At 72.7% G+C, this 18369-nt stretch carries 24 protein-coding genes; 18 read left to right on the top strand and 6 right to left on the bottom strand.

Annotated elements, in window-relative coordinates:
* Positions 1–26 precede the first annotated feature (26 nt).
* Both ybaK and PD653B2_RS18315 read right to left on the bottom strand, forming a co-directional pair.
* Entirely contained in the window at positions 27–524 is a 498-nt protein-coding gene (gene ybaK, locus PD653B2_RS18310; protein ID WP_085873836.1) for a Cys-tRNA(Pro) deacylase, read from the bottom strand.
* A 4-nt stretch (positions 525–528) separates the two neighbouring features.
* Positions 529–1194: an LON peptidase substrate-binding domain-containing protein gene (locus PD653B2_RS18315; RefSeq protein ID WP_085873837.1), complete on the bottom strand. Its 666-nt coding sequence runs from the start codon at positions 1192–1194 to the stop codon at positions 529–531.
* 71 nt (positions 1195–1265) lie between these two features.
* Here PD653B2_RS18315 and hisD point away from each other — a divergent pair, with 71 nt between their 5' ends.
* The 7 genes from hisD to hisF are packed head-to-tail and all read left to right on the top strand — an operon-like array spanning position 1266 to position 6719.
* On the top strand, positions 1266–2567 hold the full coding sequence (gene hisD / locus PD653B2_RS18320; RefSeq protein WP_085873838.1) for a histidinol dehydrogenase: 1302 nt from the start codon (positions 1266–1268) through the stop codon (positions 2565–2567).
* Positions 2564–3658 (top strand): histidinol-phosphate transaminase, encoded by a 1095-nt coding sequence (locus tag PD653B2_RS18325; protein ID WP_085873839.1) that lies wholly within the window; start codon positions 2564–2566, stop codon positions 3656–3658. The genes hisD and PD653B2_RS18325 overlap by 4 nt, the downstream gene beginning before the upstream one ends.
* Positions 3655–4254 (top strand): imidazoleglycerol-phosphate dehydratase HisB, encoded by a 600-nt coding sequence (hisB, locus tag PD653B2_RS18330; protein WP_085873840.1) that lies wholly within the window; start codon positions 3655–3657, stop codon positions 4252–4254. The genes PD653B2_RS18325 and hisB overlap by 4 nt, the downstream gene beginning before the upstream one ends.
* On the top strand, positions 4251–4892 hold the full coding sequence (hisH, locus tag PD653B2_RS18335) for an imidazole glycerol phosphate synthase subunit HisH (protein WP_085873841.1): 642 nt from the start codon (positions 4251–4253) through the stop codon (positions 4890–4892). The genes hisB and hisH overlap by 4 nt, the downstream gene beginning before the upstream one ends.
* Positions 4889–5218 carry a hypothetical protein gene (locus PD653B2_RS18340; protein ID WP_085873842.1) on the top strand — a complete coding sequence of 110 codons (330 nt, stop codon included), beginning with the start codon at positions 4889–4891 and terminating at the stop codon, positions 5216–5218. Before hisH ends, PD653B2_RS18340 begins: the two co-directional genes overlap by 4 nt.
* A gap of 8 nt (positions 5219–5226) precedes the next feature.
* Complete coding sequence (priA, locus tag PD653B2_RS18345; protein ID WP_085873843.1) at positions 5227–5961, top strand: bifunctional 1-(5-phosphoribosyl)-5-((5-phosphoribosylamino)methylideneamino)imidazole-4-carboxamide isomerase/phosphoribosylanthranilate isomerase PriA; 735 nt, start codon at positions 5227–5229, stop codon at positions 5959–5961.
* A complete protein-coding gene (hisF, locus tag PD653B2_RS18350) occupies positions 5958–6719 on the top strand; it encodes an imidazole glycerol phosphate synthase subunit HisF (protein WP_085873844.1) in 762 nt (253 codons plus the stop codon). The genes priA and hisF overlap by 4 nt, the downstream gene beginning before the upstream one ends.
* On the opposite strand, the gene PD653B2_RS18355 is transcribed toward hisF, so the two are convergent.
* Genes PD653B2_RS18355 through PD653B2_RS18365 form a run of 3 tightly spaced genes read right to left on the bottom strand, consistent with a single transcriptional unit; the run spans position 6716 to position 7816 of the window.
* Positions 6716–6910, bottom strand: coding sequence for a hypothetical protein (locus tag PD653B2_RS18355; protein WP_133058935.1), 195 nt, complete (start codon positions 6908–6910; stop codon positions 6716–6718). The genes hisF and PD653B2_RS18355 overlap by 4 nt on opposite strands.
* 8 nt (positions 6911–6918) lie before the next feature.
* On the bottom strand, positions 6919–7125 hold the full coding sequence (locus tag PD653B2_RS18360; protein WP_085873846.1) for a hypothetical protein: 207 nt from the start codon (positions 7123–7125) through the stop codon (positions 6919–6921).
* A gap of 58 nt (positions 7126–7183) precedes the next feature.
* On the bottom strand, positions 7184–7816 hold the full coding sequence (locus PD653B2_RS18365) for a TIGR03085 family metal-binding protein (protein WP_085873847.1): 633 nt from the start codon (positions 7814–7816) through the stop codon (positions 7184–7186).
* Positions 7817–7903: 87 nt separating this feature from the next.
* On the opposite strand from PD653B2_RS18365, the gene PD653B2_RS18370 reads away from it, so the two are divergent.
* The 6 genes from PD653B2_RS18370 to PD653B2_RS18395 all read left to right on the top strand — a co-directional run bounded on the left by PD653B2_RS18370 (position 7904) and on the right by PD653B2_RS18395 (position 13307).
* Positions 7904–9718, top strand: coding sequence for an ABC transporter ATP-binding protein (locus tag PD653B2_RS18370; protein WP_085873848.1), 1815 nt, complete (start codon positions 7904–7906; stop codon positions 9716–9718).
* Entirely contained in the window at positions 9715–11514 is a 1800-nt protein-coding gene (locus tag PD653B2_RS18375) for an ABC transporter ATP-binding protein (RefSeq protein WP_085873849.1), read from the top strand. The genes PD653B2_RS18370 and PD653B2_RS18375 overlap by 4 nt, the downstream gene beginning before the upstream one ends.
* 126 nt (positions 11515–11640) lie before the next feature.
* A complete protein-coding gene (gene hisI / locus PD653B2_RS18380) occupies positions 11641–11988 on the top strand; it encodes a phosphoribosyl-AMP cyclohydrolase (protein ID WP_085873850.1) in 348 nt (115 codons plus the stop codon).
* Complete coding sequence (locus PD653B2_RS18385; protein ID WP_085873851.1) at positions 11981–12565, top strand: Trp biosynthesis-associated membrane protein; 585 nt, start codon at positions 11981–11983, stop codon at positions 12563–12565. Before hisI ends, PD653B2_RS18385 begins: the two co-directional genes overlap by 8 nt.
* Before the next feature lie 63 nt (positions 12566–12628).
* Positions 12629–12838: an HGxxPAAW family protein gene (locus PD653B2_RS18390; RefSeq protein ID WP_085873852.1), complete on the top strand. Its 210-nt coding sequence runs from the start codon at positions 12629–12631 to the stop codon at positions 12836–12838.
* A 16-nt stretch (positions 12839–12854) separates the two neighbouring features.
* Positions 12855–13307 carry a DUF2752 domain-containing protein gene (locus PD653B2_RS18395; RefSeq protein ID WP_085873853.1) on the top strand — a complete coding sequence of 151 codons (453 nt, stop codon included), beginning with the start codon at positions 12855–12857 and terminating at the stop codon, positions 13305–13307.
* A 67-nt stretch (positions 13308–13374) separates the two neighbouring features.
* Here the strand turns inward: PD653B2_RS18395 and PD653B2_RS18400 are convergent, their stop codons facing one another.
* Positions 13375–13719, bottom strand: a complete 345-nt coding sequence (locus PD653B2_RS18400) for a DUF4190 domain-containing protein (protein ID WP_085873854.1) — start codon at positions 13717–13719, stop codon at positions 13375–13377.
* 143 nt (positions 13720–13862) lie between these two features.
* Here PD653B2_RS18400 and trpC point away from each other — a divergent pair, with 143 nt between their 5' ends.
* The 5 genes from trpC to lgt are packed head-to-tail and all read left to right on the top strand — an operon-like array spanning position 13863 to position 18277.
* On the top strand, positions 13863–14645 hold the full coding sequence (trpC, locus tag PD653B2_RS18405) for an indole-3-glycerol phosphate synthase TrpC (RefSeq protein WP_085873855.1): 783 nt from the start codon (positions 13863–13865) through the stop codon (positions 14643–14645).
* Positions 14642–15934: a tryptophan synthase subunit beta gene (gene trpB / locus PD653B2_RS18410; RefSeq protein WP_085873856.1), complete on the top strand. Its 1293-nt coding sequence runs from the start codon at positions 14642–14644 to the stop codon at positions 15932–15934. The genes trpC and trpB overlap by 4 nt, the downstream gene beginning before the upstream one ends.
* Entirely contained in the window at positions 15931–16728 is a 798-nt protein-coding gene (trpA, locus tag PD653B2_RS18415) for a tryptophan synthase subunit alpha (protein ID WP_085873857.1), read from the top strand. Before trpB ends, trpA begins: the two co-directional genes overlap by 4 nt.
* On the top strand, positions 16721–17320 hold the full coding sequence (locus PD653B2_RS18420; RefSeq protein ID WP_085873858.1) for an SCO family protein: 600 nt from the start codon (positions 16721–16723) through the stop codon (positions 17318–17320). The genes trpA and PD653B2_RS18420 overlap by 8 nt, the downstream gene beginning before the upstream one ends.
* A gap of 3 nt (positions 17321–17323) precedes the next feature.
* Positions 17324–18277 carry a prolipoprotein diacylglyceryl transferase gene (gene lgt, locus PD653B2_RS18425; RefSeq protein WP_085873859.1) on the top strand — a complete coding sequence of 318 codons (954 nt, stop codon included), beginning with the start codon at positions 17324–17326 and terminating at the stop codon, positions 18275–18277.
* Positions 18278–18369 lie beyond the last annotated feature (92 nt).

An 18369-nucleotide genomic window follows, 5' to 3' on the forward strand; every position in this document is an offset into this window, starting at 1 on the left:
TGGTCGAGCGAGCCGCGTGTCGAGACCTAGGCCTGCTGTCGGCCGATCGGGGCCACCATCGCGCCCGTCACGGCCACCAGGTCGGCGGGCGCGATCCCGAGGTCGAGGCCGCGCCGGCCGCCGGAGACGTAGACCGTGTCGAAGCCGAGCGCCGACTCGTCCACGACGGTCGGGTGCGGGCGCCGCTGGCCGACCGGCGAGATGCCGCCGGCGACGTAGCCGGTGGCCCTCTCGGCCGCGGCGACCTCGGCCATCGCGGCCCTGCTCGCGCTGCGGGCCCGGGCCAGCGCCTTGAGGTCGAGCTGGCCGGACACCGGCACGATGCCGACGGTGAGCACCCCGTCGACGGTCGCCATCAGCGTCTTGAACACGCTGGCGGGCTCCACCCCGAGCGCCGCCGCTGCCTCGAGCCCGTAGGACGCCGCCCGCGGATCGTGGTCGTACTCGTGCAGCGTGAAGGCGATCCCGGCGCGGGTCAGGGCGACGGTGGCCGGGGTTCCTCCGGCGGACTTCTTCTTGGCCATCGTCCTAGTTGGGACTCCACCGAGTGCGGGCCACCTCGGTTGCCGGCAAGGACGGGATCACGTTCATGAACCGGAGCTCGGCGCGCAGCAGGTCGGTGACCAGCACCAGCCGCTCACCGGCGTCCTCGGCCTCGAGCAGCGCCTGCCGCTCCTGCATCGGCAGCGGCGCCACCGCGGCCAGCGTCCAGGAGAGGTACGTCGGGTCGCGGGGGAGCGCCCCGGAGTACGGGTCGCTGCGGATGCCCGCCAGCGCAGCGCGGTAGGCCGTGAAGGTGACCCGTGCTCGCTCGAGGATCGACTCCGGCACGTCGGCCACCGGGTCGGGCAGCTCGGTGACGTGGCCGACCGGGAAGTTGCCGGTCGTGTCGAGCCGGTCGAGCTGGATCCGCTCGAGCCCGACCGCGACCACGTCGAACGTGCCGTCGGCGTGGCCCTCGACCTCGGTCAGCTGCACCCGGCAACCGACTCGGTAGAGCGACTGCGCGCCGTGGTCGCCGACCTCGTAGCCCTCACGAATGCCCACCGAGCCGAACACCCGCTCGGCGGGGTCCTCCACGCGGAGCAGGTGGTGCACGAGCGCGCGGTAGCGGTCCTCGAAGACCGTCAACGGCACGCTCACCCCGGGGAACAGCACCGCGTTCAGCGGGAACATCGGCAGCGTGTCGCTCACCCCTTCAACCTAGCCCGTCCATCGACTGTCGCCGTGTGCTGCTCAGGCGTGGCGCCTCGTACGATTGACCCATGATCCGCCGCATCGACCTGCGTGGAGCCGCGCCCGGCTCCGTCGACTACCGCGAAGCCGTGCCGCGCGCCGACTTCGACGTCGAGGCTGCGGTGCCCGCCGTGCATGCGATCTGCGAGGCGGTCCGCACCCGCGGGCTCGACGCCATCCGGGAGTACGGCGAGAAGTTCGACGGCGTGACCGTCGACGACATCCGCGTGCCCGCGGCCGACCTGGCCGACGCGCTCGCGAACCTCGACCCGGCGATCCGAGCCGCGCTCGACGAGTCGATCCGCCGGCTGCGCCTGACCTGCGCGGCCGAGCTCGAGCAGGACGCGGTCACCGACCTCGGCCCCGGCGCCCGGGTGACCCACCGCAAGGTGCCGGTCGGCCGGGTCGGCCTCTACGTCCCCGGCGGCCTCGCGCCGCTGGTGTCCAGCGTGCTGATGAACGTCGTCCCCGCCCAGACTGCCGGCGTCGAGTCGATCGCGCTCGCGAGCCCGCCGCAGAAGGAGTTCGGCGGCTCCGTGCACCCGACGATCCTGGCCGCGTGTGCGCTGCTCGGCGTCGAGGAGGTCTACGCCGTCGGGGGTGCCCAGGCGATCGCCATGTTCGCCTACGGCACCGGCCCCTGCGACCGGGTCGACCTGGTCACCGGCCCCGGCAACATCTACACGGTCACCGCCAAGCGGCTGCTCAAGGGACAGGTCGGCATCGACTCCGAGGCCGGCCCCACCGAGATCGCGATCCTGGCCGACGACACCGCCGACGCGGCGTTCGTGGCCGCCGACCTGATCAGCCAGGCCGAGCACGACCCGCTCGCCGCCGCGGTGCTCGTCACCCCGAGCGAGGCGCTGGCCGCCGACGTCGAGGCCGAGCTCGACAAGCAGGTCTCCGCGACCCGTCACGTCGAGCGGATCCGCACCAGCCTCGCGGGCAGCCAGTCGGGCATCGTGCTCGTCGACGACCTCGAGCAGGGCCTGGCCGTGGTCAACGCCTACGCCGCCGAGCACCTCGAGATCCACACCGCCGACGCCGCGTCGTACGCCGCCCGGGTCCGCAACGCGGGTGCGATCTTCGTCGGGCCGTACGCCCCGGTCAGCCTCGGCGACTACTGCGCCGGCTCCAACCACGTGCTGCCCACCGGCGGCTGCGCCTGCCACTCCTCGGGGCTGTCGGTGCGCGCGTTCACCAAGTCGGTGCACGTCGTCGACTACTCCCGCGAGGCGCTCGAGGCCGTCGCCGGCCACGTCGTCACGCTCGCCGCGGCGGAGGACCTGCCCGGCCACGGCGCCGCGGTCTCGGTTCGGTTCGAGCGATGACCTGGCCTCCGCTGCGGGAGGAGCTGCGCGGCATCGAGCCGTACGGCGCCCCCCAGCTGGACGTGTCCGTCCAGCTCAACGTCAACGAGAACCCGTACGGGCCCTCGCCGGCCTGCGCGGCCGACATCGCGGCCGCCGTCGCGGCGGCGGCGACGACCCTGAACCGCTACCCCGACCGCGAGTTCACCGAGCTGCGCACCGCGCTGGCCGACTACCTCGGCCACGGCGTGACCCCCGAGCAGGTGTGGGCGGCGAACGGCTCCAACGAGGTGATGCTCCAGCTGCTCCAGGCCTTCGGCGGTCCGGGCCGGGTGGCGCTGAGCTTCGCCCCGACGTACTCGATGTACCCCGAGTACGCCCGTGACTCGGTCACCGCGTGGGTCGTCGGCCACCGCGAGACCGACTTCTCGCTCGACCTCGACCACGCGCGCGACCTGGTCAAGGAGAAGCAGCCGAGCGTCGTGCTGCTGCCGAGCCCCAACAACCCGACCGGCACCGCGCTCCCGCTCGACGCGGTGACCACGCTCTGCGAGGCGGCCGCCAGCACGGAGCAGGGTGGGATCGTCGTCGTCGACGAGGCGTACGGCGAGTTCCGGCGGGCCGGCACCCCGAGTGCGCTCGAGCTGCTGCCGCGGCACCGCAACCTCGTCGTCAGCCGGACCATGAGCAAGGCGTTCGCGCTGGCCGGTGCCCGGGTGGGCTACCTCGCCGCGGCGCCGGAGATCTGCGACGCGATCCGGGTCGTCCGCCTGCCCTACCACCTCTCCGCGGTCACCCAGGCGACCGCGCTGGCGGCGCTGCGGCACGCCCCCGAGCTGCTCGGCAAGGTCGACCAGCTGCGGGCCGAGCGCGACGACACGGTGGCGTGGCTGCGCGGCCGCGGGCTGCTGGTCGCCGACAGCGACGCCAATTTCGCATTGTTCGGGACCTTCCGGGACCGTCATGCTGTGTGGCAGGGGCTGCTCGACCGGGGTGTGCTGATCCGGGAGACCGGCCCCGACGGCTGGCTGCGCGTCTCGATCGGCACGGCCGACGAGATGCAGACCTTCAAGGAAGCACTGACCCAGGTCATGGAAGAGGCAGAGAGATGAGCAGGACAGCACGCATCGAGCGACAGACCAGCGAGTCGAAGGTGCTCGTCGAGGTCGACCTCGACGGCTCCGGACGCCACGACGTCTCCACCGGCGTCGGCTTCTACGACCACATGCTGATCTCGTTCGCCCGCCACGCGCTCGTCGACCTGACCGTCCAGACCGCGGGCGACACCCACATCGACGCCCACCACACCGTCGAGGACACCGCCATCGTGCTGGGCCAGGCGCTGCGCGAGGCGCTCGGCGACAAGGCCGGGATCCGCCGCTTCGGCGACGCGACCGTGCCGCTCGACGAGGCGCTGGTGCAGGCCGTCGTCGACGTGTCCGGGCGCCCCTACTGCGTGCACACCGGCGAGCCCGAGGGCCAGCAGTACGTCGTCCTCGGGGGCGACTACCTCGGCTCGCTGACCCGCCACGTCTTCGAGACGCTCGCCTTCCACGCCCACATCGCGCTGCACGTCCGCGTGCTGGCCGGCCGCGAGCCGCACCACATCGTCGAGACCCAGTTCAAGGCGTTCGCGCGGGCCTTCCGCGACGCGGTCGCGCTCGACCCGCGCGAGACCGGGGTCCCGAGCACCAAGGGTGCACTCTGAGCACGAAGCCCGGTGTCGTCGTCCTCGACTACGGATCGGGGAACCTCCGCTCCGCCGTGCGCGCTGTCGAACGCGCCGGCGCGGAGGTGACGCTCACCGGCGACTTCGACGCTGCCCTCCAGGCCGACGGCCTGGTCGTGCCGGGGGTCGGCGCCTACGCCTCGTGCATGGCCGGCCTGCGCGCGATCAAGGGCGAGCGCATCATCGGTCGCCGGCTCGCGGGCGGGCGCCCGGTGCTCGGCATCTGCGTCGGCATGCAGATCCTCTTCGAGCGTGGCGTCGAGCACGGCGTCGAGACCGAGGGCTGCGACGAGTGGCCGGGCGTGGTGGAGCGGATCCAGGCGCCCGTCGTGCCCCACATGGGGTGGAACACCGTCGAGGTGCCCGAGGGCAGCACCCTCTTCGAGGGCATCGCCGACGAGCGCTTCTACTTCGTGCACTCGTACGGCGTGCGCGCCTGGGAGCTCGAGACCGACGGGCGCACCCGCGCGCCGCTGGTGACCTGGGCCGAGCACGGCGGTGACCGGTTCGTCGCCGCCGTCGAGAACGGCCCCCTCACCGCGACCCAGTTCCACCCGGAGAAGTCGGGCGAGGCCGGTGCGGCCCTGCTGCGCAACTGGGTCCGGTCGCTGGGATGAGCAAGGAACGCGCCCAGCGCCGGGCCGAGCGCGAGCGGGAGGCCGCCGTGCTGGCTGCCGCCCGGGCCGCCGAGGCCGAGCGCCAGGAGCGCCGCGCCGCCCGGCTCCGCGCGGTGACCTCCCAGCTGCCGAAGCGGCGAGCCAGGCCGACCGGGATCATCGCCGAGCGGCGCCGCAAGCAGACCGGGGCGACGATCGCGCTGCTGCTGGCGCTCAACGTCCTGGTCTGGGTCTTCCTCCGGGACTGGGGCGTCAGCCTGGCCGCCCTGGTGGTCAGCCTGCTCGCCGCGCCCGTCCTGTACACGATGCTCTTCCGCCGATCCTGAAGGAACCCATGTCCGACTACCTCGAGCTCCTCCCCGCCGTCGACATCACCGAGGGTCAGGCCGTCCAGCTCGCCCAGGGCGTCGCCGGCTCCGAGCGCGCCTACGGCGACCCGGTGGCCGCCGCGATGCGGTGGCAGGACGCCGGCGCCGAGTGGCTGCACCTGGTCGACCTCGACGCGGCCTTCGGCCGGGGGAGCAACCGTGAGCTCCAGGCGCAGATCGTCGGCGCCCTCGACATCAAGGTCGAGATGAGCGGCGGCATCCGCGACGACGAGTCGCTCGAGGCCGCACTGGCGACCGGCTGCCGCCGGGTCAACATCGGCACCGCCGCGCTCGAGCAGCCGGAGTGGTGCGCGCGCATCATCGCCGAGCACGGCGACCGGATCGCGATCGGCCTCGACGTCCGCGGCCGGACGCTCGCGGCCCGCGGCTGGACCCGCGACGGTGGCGACCTGTACGACGTACTCGCCCGGCTCGACGCCGAGGGCTGCGCCCGCTACGTCGTCACCGACGTCAACAAGGACGGCATGCTCCAGGGTCCCAACCTCCAGCTGCTGCAGGACGTCTGCGCCGCGACCGACCGCCCGGTCGTCGCGTCCGGCGGCGTGACCACGCTCGCCGACATCGAGGCGCTGATGGGCCTCGTGCCGGTCGGCGTCGAGGGCGCGATCGCCGGCACCGCGCTCTACGAGGGCCGGTTCACCCTCGAGGACGCGCTCGCCCTCACCCGGGGCCCGCGGTGAGCCTCGCGGTCCGCGTGATCCCGTGCCTCGACGTCGACGCCGGCCGCGTGGTCAAGGGCATCAACTTCCAGGAGCTGCGCGACGCGGGTGACCCGGTCGAGCTGGCGCGGATCTACGACGCCGAGGGCGCCGACGAGCTGACGTTCCTCGACATCTCGGCCTCCCACGAGGGCCGCGCCACCACGATGGAGATCGTGTCGCGCACCGCGGAGGAGGTCTTCATCCCGCTGACCGTCGGCGGGGGAGTCGGCAGCGTGGAGGACGTCGACCGGCTGCTGCGCGCCGGCGCCGACAAGATCGCCGTGAACACCGCGGCCATCCACCGGCCCGGGCTGGTCGCCGAGATCGCCGACCGGTTCGGCAGCCAGGTCCTGGTCCTCTCGGTCGACGCCCGCCGCGCGCCGGGGACGGCGTCCGGCTTCGAGGTCACCACCCACGGGGGCCGCAAGTCCGCCGGGCTCGACGCCCTCGAGTGGGCCGTGCGGGCCGCCGAGCTGGGCGCCGGCGAGATCCTGCTCAACGCGATGGACGCCGACGGCACCCAGGAGGGCTTCGACCTCGAGCTGATCCGCGCCGTACGCCGTGAGGTCACCATCCCGGTGATCGCGTCGGGGGGCGCGGGCGCCGTCGAGCACTTCCCGCCCGCGGTCGACGCGGGTGCGGACGCCGTGCTGGCCGCCACCGTCTTCCACTTCGGCACGCTGCGGATCGCGGACGTCAAGCAGTCGCTCGCGGCCGCGGGCCACCCGGTGCGCTAGGCGATCGGACCGATCGGGCCTGGGCCGGGGCCGGGGCGGTTGGCGCGGTCGGACGCGTCGTTCTGGGAGTCCAGCGTGCTCCGCCGCATCTTGTCGGCATCCACCCCACCGCGGCGGGGCCGCCCGCTGGTCCACCAGGCGAGCGCGCCGAGGACGACGACGACCACCAGGGCGACGAGCCAGAACATCACGGGGTCTCCTAGATGGAGTTGAACGGGTTGCCGTGGCCGGTGCCGTGACCCTCCACGGGACGCCCGGAGCGGATGGCGACGTCGCCCTCGGACTTCTCGCGGGCCCGCCGGAACTCCTCGGCGTCCACGCCGCCCGGCTTCTTGCGGCCGCTGGTCCACCACGCGAGGGCTCCGAGCACGACGACGACCGCGAGGACGATCAACCAGAACATCATGGTGCCTCCCGAGGGGGTGGAGTGACAGCGTACGCCCGTCGACCTGCGGAAAACCGGTTCAGACCCCCAGGTCCGCCGAGCGCACCGCTTCGACCGCGTCGTCCGGGCCCGTGATCTCGACCCCGGCGACGGCCCGGCGGCCGAAGAGGAACAGCACCAGCTCGACGACCGGCCCGGTCACGGTCACCGGGTCCGGGCCCCGGCGCATGGTCACCTCGGCACCGGAGTCGGCGCGGTGGAAGACGACCGGGACCGGCAGCGACCGGCCGAGGAACGCCGCGCCCCCGCGCAGCTGGCGCCACAGCTCGTCGAGGTCGGCCGGCTCGAGCGCGCGCGGCTGCCAGTCGGGCTGGGCGCGGCGCAGGTCCTCGAGGTGGACCAGGTACTCGAGCGTGTTGGCGGCCTTCTCGACCGGCGGGAGGGCGTACGGCGAGAGGCCGGGCGAGCGCAGCTTCTCGACGAGCACGCCGAAGTCCTGGCGCCGGTAGCGGGCCATCGACCGCTCGGTGAGGGCGGAGAGCGGGCCGACCACGATGCCGGCCGCGCCGACCGGGCGGCGCTCGCGCACCAGCAGGTGCGTGACGAGGTCCTTGGCGTCCCAGCCACCGCACAGGGTCGGGGCGTCCTCGCCGAGGACGAGGGCGAGGTCGCAGAGGTCGGCGCGCTCGCGGCGGGCCAGGGACGCACTCATACCGGCGAGCCTATTGTCCGTACCCGGGAATACCCTGACCGTCCCGCTGGGTTGTCAGCGGCTGACACGAGAAGAGGCACGACACAGGTGACGGACCAACGGCGCAGCCGGCGCGGCACGACCCGCGAGGGCTTCGCCGTACTCGCCGTGGCGATCCGGCGCGAGCCGTGGATCTTCACCCTCTCGACCGTCGGCAGCCTGCTTTTCGGTGCGTTGACCGTGGCCGACGCCTGGGTGCTCGGCTGGGCCACCGACCACGTCGTGCTCCCCGCCTTCCGAGACGGCGAGATCGGTGCCGACATGCTGCTCGCGGTCCTGGCGCTCTTCGTCGGGGTCGCGATCCTGCGCGCGGTCGGCATCGTCGCCCGCCGCCTCGGCGCCGGGGTCATGCAGTACCGCATGCAGGCCCACACCCGGCGCGCCGTGACCCGGCAGTACCTCACCCTCCCGATGGAGTGGCACCAGCGGCACCCGACCGGGCAGCTGCTCTCCAACGCGAACTCCGACGTCGAGGCCGCGTGGGGGCCGATCGCGCCGCTGCCGATGGCCGTCGGCACCCTCGCGATGATGGTGATCGCGATCGCCCAGATGTTCGCCGCGGACGTGGTGATGGCGCTGGTCGGACTGCTGGTGTTCCCGGCCGTGGTCCTCGCCAACCTCGCCTACCAGCGGCGAGCGTCGCCGCTGATGACCAAGGCCCAGCAGCTCCGTGCGGAGCTGAGCGAGGTCGCCCACGAGTCCTTCGACGGCGCGATGGTCGTCAAGACCCTCGGCCGCGAGACCGAGGAGACCGGGCGCTTCGCCGACAAGGCGCTGGCCCTGCGCGACGTCAACATCCGGGCCGGCCGGATCCGCGCGGCGTTCGACCCGACGCTCGCGGCGCTGCCCAACGTCGGGGTGCTGATCGTGCTCGCCGTCGGCGTCGAGCGGGTGCTGCACGGCGCCACCGACCCGGGCGACGTCGTGACCATCGCCTACCTGCTGACGATCGTGTCCTTCCCGATCCGGTCGATCGGCTGGCTGCTGGGGGAGTTCCCGCGCAGCGTGGTCGGCTTCGACCGGGTGCAGCACGTCCTGCGGGCGACCGGCGAGATGGCGTACGGCGACCGGGAGGCCGACCGCGACTCCGGCTCGGGCGCCCGGCTGTCCGTCGAGCACCTCGCCTACCGCTACGACACCGACCAGGGACTCCTCGAGGACGTCTCCTTCACCGTCGAGCCCGGTCGGACGGTCGCCGTCGTCGGGGCCACCGCGTCGGGCAAGAGCACGCTCACCCACCTGCTGACCCGTCTCGTCGACCCCGACGGCGGGCGGATCCTCCTCGACGGCACCGACCTGCGCGACCTCGCTCGCGGCCAGCTCGCCGAGACCGTCGCGATCGTGCCCCAGACCGCCTTCCTCTTCGACGACACCGTGCGCGGCAACATCACCCTCGGCGCCACGGACCTCACCGACGACGACGTGTGGGCGGCGCTGCGCGCGGCCCAGGCCGACGGCTTCGTCGCCGCGCTGCCGGAGGGTCTCGACAGCCGGCTGGGCGAGCGTGGCACGTCGCTCTCGGGCGGCCAGCGGCAGCGCATCTCGCTGGCCCGGGCGCTCGTGCGCCGGCCGCGGCTGCTGATCCTCGACGACGCGACGTCGGCGGTCGACCCGGAGGTCGAGGCCCGGATCCTCGAGGCGCTCCGCTCGGGCGGCACCGGGGCCTCGCTCGTCGTGGTCGCCTACCGCAAGGCCACGATCGGGCTCGCCGACGAGGTGGTCCACCTCGAGGACGGCCGGGTCGCCGACCGCGGCACCCACGCCGACCTGCTCGAGCGGAGCCCGGCCTACGCCCGTCTCGTCAACGCCTACGAACACTCCGCCCTCGATCTCGGGACCGAGCTCGTGGAGGACCCGTCATGACCGCCCTCGAGCAGGGCACGGCCATGGACTCCGGCGACGAGATGGGCGCGATCGAGACCATCCGCCGCGGCGTCCACTTCTCGCCCGAGCTCAAGGAGGGCGTCGGCTGGACCCTCGTCCTCGCCGCGCTCGCGTCGGTCGGCCAGATCATCGTGCCGGTCGCGGTCCAGCAGACCCTCGACCAGGGACTCAACGGCCCCGACGGCCCGGACGTGTCGTTCACGGTGCTGATGGGCATCGGTGCCGCGCTCGCCCTGATGGTGACCAGCTGGGCGTCGTACGCCATGACCCGCCGGCTGTTCACCAGCGCCGAGCGCGGCCTCGCCACGCTCCGGATCAAGGCCTTCCGCCACGTCCACGACCTGCCGCTGCTCACCCAGAACACCGAGCGCCGCGGCGCCCTGGTCTCGCGGGTGACCAGCGACGTCGACCAGGTCAGCCAGTTCCTGGTGTTCGGCGGCCTGCTGCTGGTGGTGAGCGTCGGGCAGGTGCTGGTCGCGACGGTGGTGATGCTGATCTACAGCTGGCAGCTCGCACTCGTCGTGTGGGTCTGCTTCGCGCCGCTCTTCTTGTCGCTGAAGTACTTCCAGCGCAAGCTGTCCGACGCCTACCGCACCGTGCGCCAGCAGGTCGGCCTGATGCTCTCCGCGATCTCCGAGCCCGTGGTCGGCGCGGCCGTCGTGCGGTCGTACGCCGTCGAGGCCCGCACCCAGGCCCGCATCGACGAGGCCATCGACGAGTACAAGACGGCCAGCACCCGTGCCCAGGGCTTCACCGCCGTGTCGTTCTCGCTGGGCGGCCTGTCCGCGGGCCTCGCCAACGCCGGCGTGCTGATCGTCGGCATCTGGCTCGGCTTCGCCGACGACATCACCGCCGGCAAGGTGCTGGCCTTCGCGTTCCTGGTGACGCTCTTCGTCGGCCCGGTGCAGATGGGGACCCAGATCCTCACCGACGGGCAGAACGCGATCGCGGGCTGGCGCCGTGTCATCGGCATCCTGGAGACGCCGGCCGACCTGGTCGACCCCGGACCCGACGGGCGGACGCTGCCGCGCGGACCGATCGACGTCCGCCTCGACGGCGTGACCTTCGCCTACCCCGGTGGGCCGCCCGTGCTGCGCGACATCGACCTCGACATCGCCTCCGGCACCCGCCTCGCCGTCGTCGGCGAGACCGGCTCCGGCAAGTCCACCGTCGCCAAGCTGGTGACCCGCCTGATGGACCCGTCCGAGGGCGCCGTCCTCCTCGACGGCGTCGACGTGCGCCGGATCGCCCACGAGTCGCTGCGTCGCAGCGTCGTGCTCGTGCCGCAGGAGGGCTTCCTCTTCGACGACACCATCGAGGCCAACGTCCGCTACGGCAAGCTCGACGCCACCGAGGACGACATCCTCGTTGCCGCCCGCGAGCTCGGCCTGGACGACTGGCTCGCGGGGCTGCCGCGCGGCATCCACACCGCCGTCGGCCAGCGCGGCGAGTCGATGTCGGCGGGGGAGCGCCAGCTCGTCGCACTGCTGCGCGCCCAGCTCGCCGACCCCGACCTGCTCGTCCTCGACGAGGCCACGAGTGCCGTCGACCCGGCCCTCGAGATGCGCATCGGCCGCGCCCTCGAGCGGCTGATGAGCGGCCGCACGTCGATCACCATCGCGCACCGCCTCTCCACCGCCGAGAACGCCGACGAGGTCGTGGTCGTCGACAAGGGCCGGATCGTGCAGCGCGGCCCGCACGCCGACCTGGTCGCCCAGGAGGGGTCGGTCTACGCCGGTCTGCACGCCTCGTGGGTCAGCCAACAAGGCTCATGACCCTGCCGAGGTGGTTTCGAGGCTCGTCGCTGGCGCTCCTCGCACCTCAACCACCGTCGCGGTGGTTGAGGTGCGAAGGCGCCCCGCGCCTGAGCCTCGAAACCACCCACGCGGAATAATGACGGCGTGACTTCCCTCGACCCCGCGATCGCCGACCGGCTCAAGCGCACCGCCGAAGGGCTGGTGCCGGCCGTGGTGCAGCAGCACGACACCGGCGAGGTGCTGATGCTCGGCTGGATGGACGACGAGGCACTGGCCCGCACGATGGCGACCGGCCGGGCGACCTACTGGAGCCGCTCGCGTCAGGAGTACTGGATCAAGGGCGACACCTCGGGCCACGTGCAGTGGGTCAAGGAGGTCCGGCTCGACTGTGACGGCGACACCCTCCTGGTGAAGGTCGACCAGGTCGGCGCGGCGTGCCACACCGGCGACCGCACCTGCTTCGACGCCGACCTGGTCCACGACGGTGCCTGAGAGTCGCCGCCGGACGTTCGGTCCGGTGGTGCTGCTCGGCCTCGTGGCCGGTGGCCTGGTCGCGGTCGCGGGAGACCAGCCCGCCGCCGACGCCTCGGGCCGCGCGGCGCGCGCGGCGGCCGGTGGCTTCGTGACGTACGACGCCCACCTGCCGCTCGTGACCGCCCTCGGACTGGTCGTGCTCGCCTGCTGGGGGGTCGTGCTCGTCACCCGCGGCCGGGTCCGCCGGGCCGTCGCCGCGCTCGGCGTCCTGGCGAGCGGCGGCGCCCTGGTCGCGGTGGTGATGGCCTGGTCCGCGGTTCCCGACCAGCTCCGCGCCGACCTCGCCGAGGTCGGCGTCACCGACGCGGGCATCGGCCACACGCTCTGGTACTTCGCGGCCGGGATCGGCACCCTGCTCTCGGTCGGCGTGACCGTGCTCGCGGTCGCGTGGGTGCCGGACTGGCCCGAGATGGGCACCCGGTACGACGCACCCGGCACCGCTGCGTCGAGCACACCCCCGGCCCGGGAGCCGGAGGAGCAGACCAGTCTCGACCTCTGGAAGGCGCTCGACGAGGGTCGCGACCCCACCGCGTGACGACACTGAATAGACTGCACACGCACGATCGTCGCCCACCTGAACCGCCCCGAGGAGCCCCGCATGTCTGACAGTCACGGCAACACTCCCGCAGCCTGGACGGCCGTCACCGTCGCCATGCTCGGCTTCGTGGTCGCCGCCGTCGGCATGCTGATCGACGTCGACCAGATCAACTGGCTGATCTTCTACATCGGCGTGGGGATCGGCGTGGCTTCCCTGGTCATCTTCGCCGTGATGGCCAAGCTCGGCTACCACACCGAGTCCGAGCACTGAGCCGGACAGCTCGACGATGACCGCCACCGCGCGCCCCACCGGGCAGCCGCCGGCCGCAGCCGCGGAGCCGAGCCGGTGGCAGCGGATGGCGGCCCCGACGTTCACGATCGGCGGTCTCGCCCTGGCCACCGTGGCCCTGCACGTCCGCGACCCGCACGACAGCGGCTCCTGGGGCTACTGCCCGAGCGCGGCGATGGGCTTCTGGTGCCCCGGCTGCGGCGGCCTGCGGGCGGTCAACGACCTCACCCGGGGCCAGGTCGGTGCGGCCGCGTCCAGCAACCTGCTCTTCGTGGCGGTGCTCCCGCTCCTGGTGTTCCTGCTCGGGCGCTGGGCGGTCGACCGCTGGACCGGGCGCGAGCGTGAGCCCGACACCCGGTTGATCACCGTGGCGACGGTGGTGTTCTGCGCGCTCGGTGTGGTCTTCGCCGTGCTGCGCAACATCCCGGCCGGCTCCTGGCTCGCGCCGTAGTCCCACCCGGGACGTACGAAGGCCGGCCTCCCGCAGGGAGACCGGCCTTCTGAGCTGAGTGCGTGGGTCAGCTGCTGTACTCGAAGTTCGTGTCGATGACACCGGTCGCGACCAGGATGATCGAGATGATGACCATGATGATGCCGACGATGCCGGTGATGATGCCGGTCAGCGCCATGCCGTCGCCCTTGAGGGCACCGTTGGAGTTCCTGATCTCCTTGCGGGCCAGGATGCCGAGCACGAGCGCCACGATGCTGCTGACGACGAGGAACCCGCAGCAGATCGTGAGGAGGCCGACCAGGCCGGTCACCATCGAGGCGATGGCCTTGCCGGCCGTCTTGGGCGGGGTCCCGCCGGCCGGCGGGACGGGTGCGCCGTACTGCGGCGGCGGGGGCGGTTCTGAGTAGCTCACGTGGTCGAACCCTTCGTTGTGGCCGTTCCGTCTGTCGGCCGCTTGGAGCGGACCCTACCCCGGACGGACCGTCGTCGGGACGCAACCGCCGCCGTGAAACACTGAGACGCCCGCACCCGTTCGTTGACGTTGGAGTTCGCCGCATGTCCGTGCTCGATGACATCGTCGCCGGCGTGCGGGTCGATCTCGCCGAGCGGGAGTCCGCGGCCAGCCTCACCGACCTGCGGGCAGCCCTGGCCGACGTCGACCCGCCGCTCGACCCGATGCCGCAGCTGCGTGCCCCCGGCTCGAGCGTGATCGCCGAGGTGAAGCGGCGCAGTCCCAGCAAGGGCGACCTGGCCGACATCCCCGACCCGACCGTGCTGGCGCGGGCGTACGCCGCCGGCGGGGCGGCCGCGATCAGCGTGCTCACCGAGCGCCGCCGCTTCGGGGGCAGCCTCGACGACCTGCGCGCCGTCCGCGCGGCGGTCGACGTCCCCCTGCTGCGCAAGGACTTCATCGTCACGACCTACCAGCTCGTGGAGGCCCGTGCCGCGGGCGCCGACCTGGCTCTCCTGATCGTCGCGGCGCTGCCCGGCGACGAGCTCCGGCGGCTCCACGACGAGGCCCGCGAGCTCGGGCTGACGGTGCTGGTCGAGGTCCACGACGAGGCCGAGACCGAGCGCGCGGTCGAGCTGGGCGCCGAGCTGGTCGGCGTCAACGCCCGCAACCTCAAGACCCTCGAGATCCACGACGACACGTTCGGCCGGCTCGCGCCGCAGATCCCCGATGACCGGGTCAAAGTCGCCGAGTCCGGCATCTTCGGGCCCGACGACGTCAAGCGCTTCGTCCGCGAGGGCGCCGGTGCGGTGCTCGTCGGCGAGGCACTGGTGAAGGACGGCGACCCCGAGCGGGCCGTCGCGAGCATGACAGGAGTGCAGGCATGACCACCCACCAGGCACGTCCCCCCAGCTACGACGCCGACGCCCAGGGCTGGTTCGGCGGTGCCGGGACGGGGTTCGGCGGCCGGTTCATGCCCGAGGCGCTCGTGGCCGCGCTCGACGAGCTCACGGTCGCCTGGCACGAGGCGATGGCCGACCCGGAGTTCGTGGCGGAGTTCGAGGCGATCCTGCGGGACTACGCCGGGATCCCGAGCCCGCTCTACCACGCCGAGCGGCTGAGCCAGAAGGTCGGCGCCCGGATCCTGCTCAAGCGCGAGGACCTCAACCACACCGGCGCCCACAAGATCCGCAACGTGCTCGGCCAGGCCCTGCTCACCCGCCGGATGGGCAAGACCCGCGTGATCGCCGAGACCGGGGCCGGCCAGCACGGTGTCGCCAGCGCGACCGCCGCCGCCTACTTCGGCCTCGACTGCACCGTCTACATGGGCTCGGTGGACACCAAGCGCCAGGCGCTCAACGTCGCCCGGATGCATCTCCTCGGCGCCAAGGTCGTGCCGGTCGACTCCGGCAGCGCGACCCTCAAGGACGCGATCAACGAGGCGCTGCGCGACTGGGTCGCGAGCGTCGACCACACGGCGTACCTCTTCGGCACCGCCGCCGGCCCGCACCCGTTCCCGAGCATGGTCCGCGACTTCACCCGCGGCATCGGAGACGAGGCCCGCGCCCAGTGCCTGGAGCAGTACGGCGCGCTGCCCGACGCCATCGCCGCCTGCGTCGGCGGCGGGTCGAACGCGATCGGGCTGTTCACCGCCTTCCTCGACGACGAGGACGTCGCGATCTACGGCTTCGAAGCGGGTGGCGACGGCTTCGAGACCGGGCGGCACGCCGCCACCATCCACGCCGGCGACCGCGGCGTGCTGCACGGCGCCCGCACCTACGTGCTGCAGGACGAGGACGGCCAGACCATCGAGTCCCACTCGATCTCGGCCGGTCTCGACTACCCGGGCGTCGGGCCGCAGCACGCCCACCTCGCCGCGGTCGGCCGGGCGACGTACCTCCCGGTCACCGACGACGAGGCCATGCAGGCGCTGGCGCTGCTCAGCCGCACCGAGGGGATCATCCCGGCGGTCGAGTCGGCGCACGCGATCGCCGGCGCGCTCAAGGTCGCCGAGCAGCTCGCCGCCGAGAAGGGCCCCGAGGTCACGATGCTGATCAACCTCAGCGGCCGGGGCGACAAGGACATGGAGACCGCCATCGAGTACTTCGGGCTGGGCCACGAGGACGTGGTGCTGTCCGACCAGGTGACCGAAGAGCCCGTGGGGGACGTCCGATGAGCGTGTCGATCGCCTTCGAGAAGGCACGCGCCGACGGCCGCGCCGCGCTGGTGGGCTACCTGCCGGCCGGCTACCCCGACGTGCCGGGCGCCATCGACGGGCTGCTCGCGATGGTCGACGCCGGCTGCGACGTGATCGAGATCGGCCTGCCCTACAGCGACCCGGTCATGGACGGTCCGACCATCCAGGCCGCCGCCCAGGCCGCGCTGGAGCGCGGCGTCCGCACCGCCGACGTGCTGCGCACGGTCGAGGCGGTCGCCGCTACCGGCACGCCCACGGTCGTGATGACCTACTGGAACCCGATCGAGAAGTACGGGGTGGGGCGCTTCGCCGCCGACCTGGCCAACGCCGGGGGAGCGGGCCTGATCACGCCCGACCTGACCCCCGACAGCGGACCCGACTGGATCGCCGCCGCCGACGAGCACGACCTCGACAAGATCTTCCTGGTCGCGCCCTCGTCGACCGACGAGCGGATCGCGATGACCACGGCCGCCTGCCGCGGGTTCGTCTACGCGACCGCGGTCATGGGCGTCACCGGCGCCCGGACGACGACCAGCGACCTCGCCGGCCCGCTCGTCGCCCGCACGAAGGCGCTCACGGACCTCCCTGTCGGCGTCGGGCTCGGCGTGAGCAACGGCGACCAGGCGGCCGAGATCGCGGCGTACGCCGACGGCGTCATCGTCGGCTCGGCGTTCGTGCGGGTGCTGCTCGACCACGCCGACGACCGCGCCGCGGGCCTGCGCGCCCTCACCGCCCTCACCGAGGACCTCGCCGGAGGCGTCCGGCGTGCGTAGCACCGTGGCCGCGCTGGCCGCGCTGCTCTGCCTGGGCGCGCTCGCGGCCTGCGGCGGCGGGTCGGACGGCGACTTCAGCGGCAACCGGCTGGACCCGCCGTTCGAGGTCCTGAGCACCCCGCTCACCGATACGGGCGATGAGCCCTACTCGCTGGCCGACGACACCGACAAGCCGCTGACCCTGGTCTTCTTCGGCTACACGCACTGCCCGGACATCTGCGGCCAGGTGATGTCCAGCCTCGCGTCGGCGATGACCCGCCTCGACGAGAGCGACCGCGACCGGGTCGACGTCGTGTTCGTGACGACCGACCCGGTGCGCGACACCGCCCCCGTGCTGCGGAAGTACCTCGACGGTTACGACCCGTCCTTCGTGGGCCTGACCGGTGACATCGGCACCATCGCCGACGTGGCCCTGCCGCTCGGCGTCGGGGTCGAGAAGGGCCAGAAGCTGCCCTCGGGCGGCTACGACGTCACCCACGGCACGACCATCACCGGGATCGACGGCGACGACGAGGGCACTGTCTACTGGGGCGAGGCGACGTCCTCGGCCCAGTACGCCGCCGACATCCACACCTTGCTGAACGAGGACTGACCGATGACCACCGCACTGACGCTGCTCTCGATCCCGAGCCCCTCGTCGGGGGAGTGGTACCTCGGACCGTTCCCACTGCGTGGCTACGCCTTGGCGATCATCCTCGGCATCGTCGCCGCGATCTGGATCGGCGAGCGCCGCTGGGTCGCCCGCGGGGGTCGCTCCGGCGACATCCAGGACCTGGCGATCTGGGCGGTCCCCTTCGGCCTGGTCGGCGGGCGGCTCTACCACGTCGCCACCGACCACGACCTCTACTTCGGCGCCGGTCGGCACGCGATCGACGCCCTGTACATCTGGCGCGGCGGCCTCGGGGTGTGGGGCTCGATCGCCTTCGGCGCGGTCGGCGTCATCATCGGCGCGCGCCGCAAGGGCATCAAGCTGCTGCCGGTGCTCGACGCGATGGCACCCGGGGTGCTGGTCGCCCAGGCCATCGGCCGGTGGGGCAACTGGTTCAACCAGGAGCTCTTCGGCAGGCCGACGAAGCTGCCCTGGGGCCTCTCGGTCAGCGACGACACCGCGCTCGGCCTCGGCTATCCCGCCGGGACGCTGTTCCACCCGACGTTCCTCTACGAGTGCCTGTGGTGCCTGGCGGGCTTCGTGCTGCTGGTGTGGCTGGACCGTCGGTTCCGGCTCGGCCACGGCCGGGTGGTCGCGCTCTACATCATGATCTACACGCTCGGCCGCGGCTGGATCGAGATGCTGCGCATCGACGACGTCGAGCTCAAGGACGTCGGCGGGCTGCGCTTCAACGTGTGGACCTCGATCGTGCTGTTCGTGGCCGCGCTGATCTGGTTCCTGGTCAGCAGCCGGATGCGCCCCGGTCGCGAGGAGCAGGTCTACGACGACGGCCGCGGCCCCGAGGCCTCGGTGCTCGGCACCCCTTCCGCGCCGGAGGGGGACGACGTAGCCTCGGAACAGGCCGCCGCCGACCGTGACGGCCCCCCGGGCGCGAGCTGACCGGGCCCGTCCCGCCCGTGTCCGCGTCCGACGTGACGGAGCAAGAGCGCCCGACCGGGTGATAATCTGATGACTCCGCTAGGGCCAATGTC

This window comes from Nocardioides sp. PD653-B2 (assembly GCF_002117935.1).
Taxonomy (GTDB): Bacteria; Actinomycetota; Actinomycetes; order Propionibacteriales; family Nocardioidaceae; genus Nocardioides.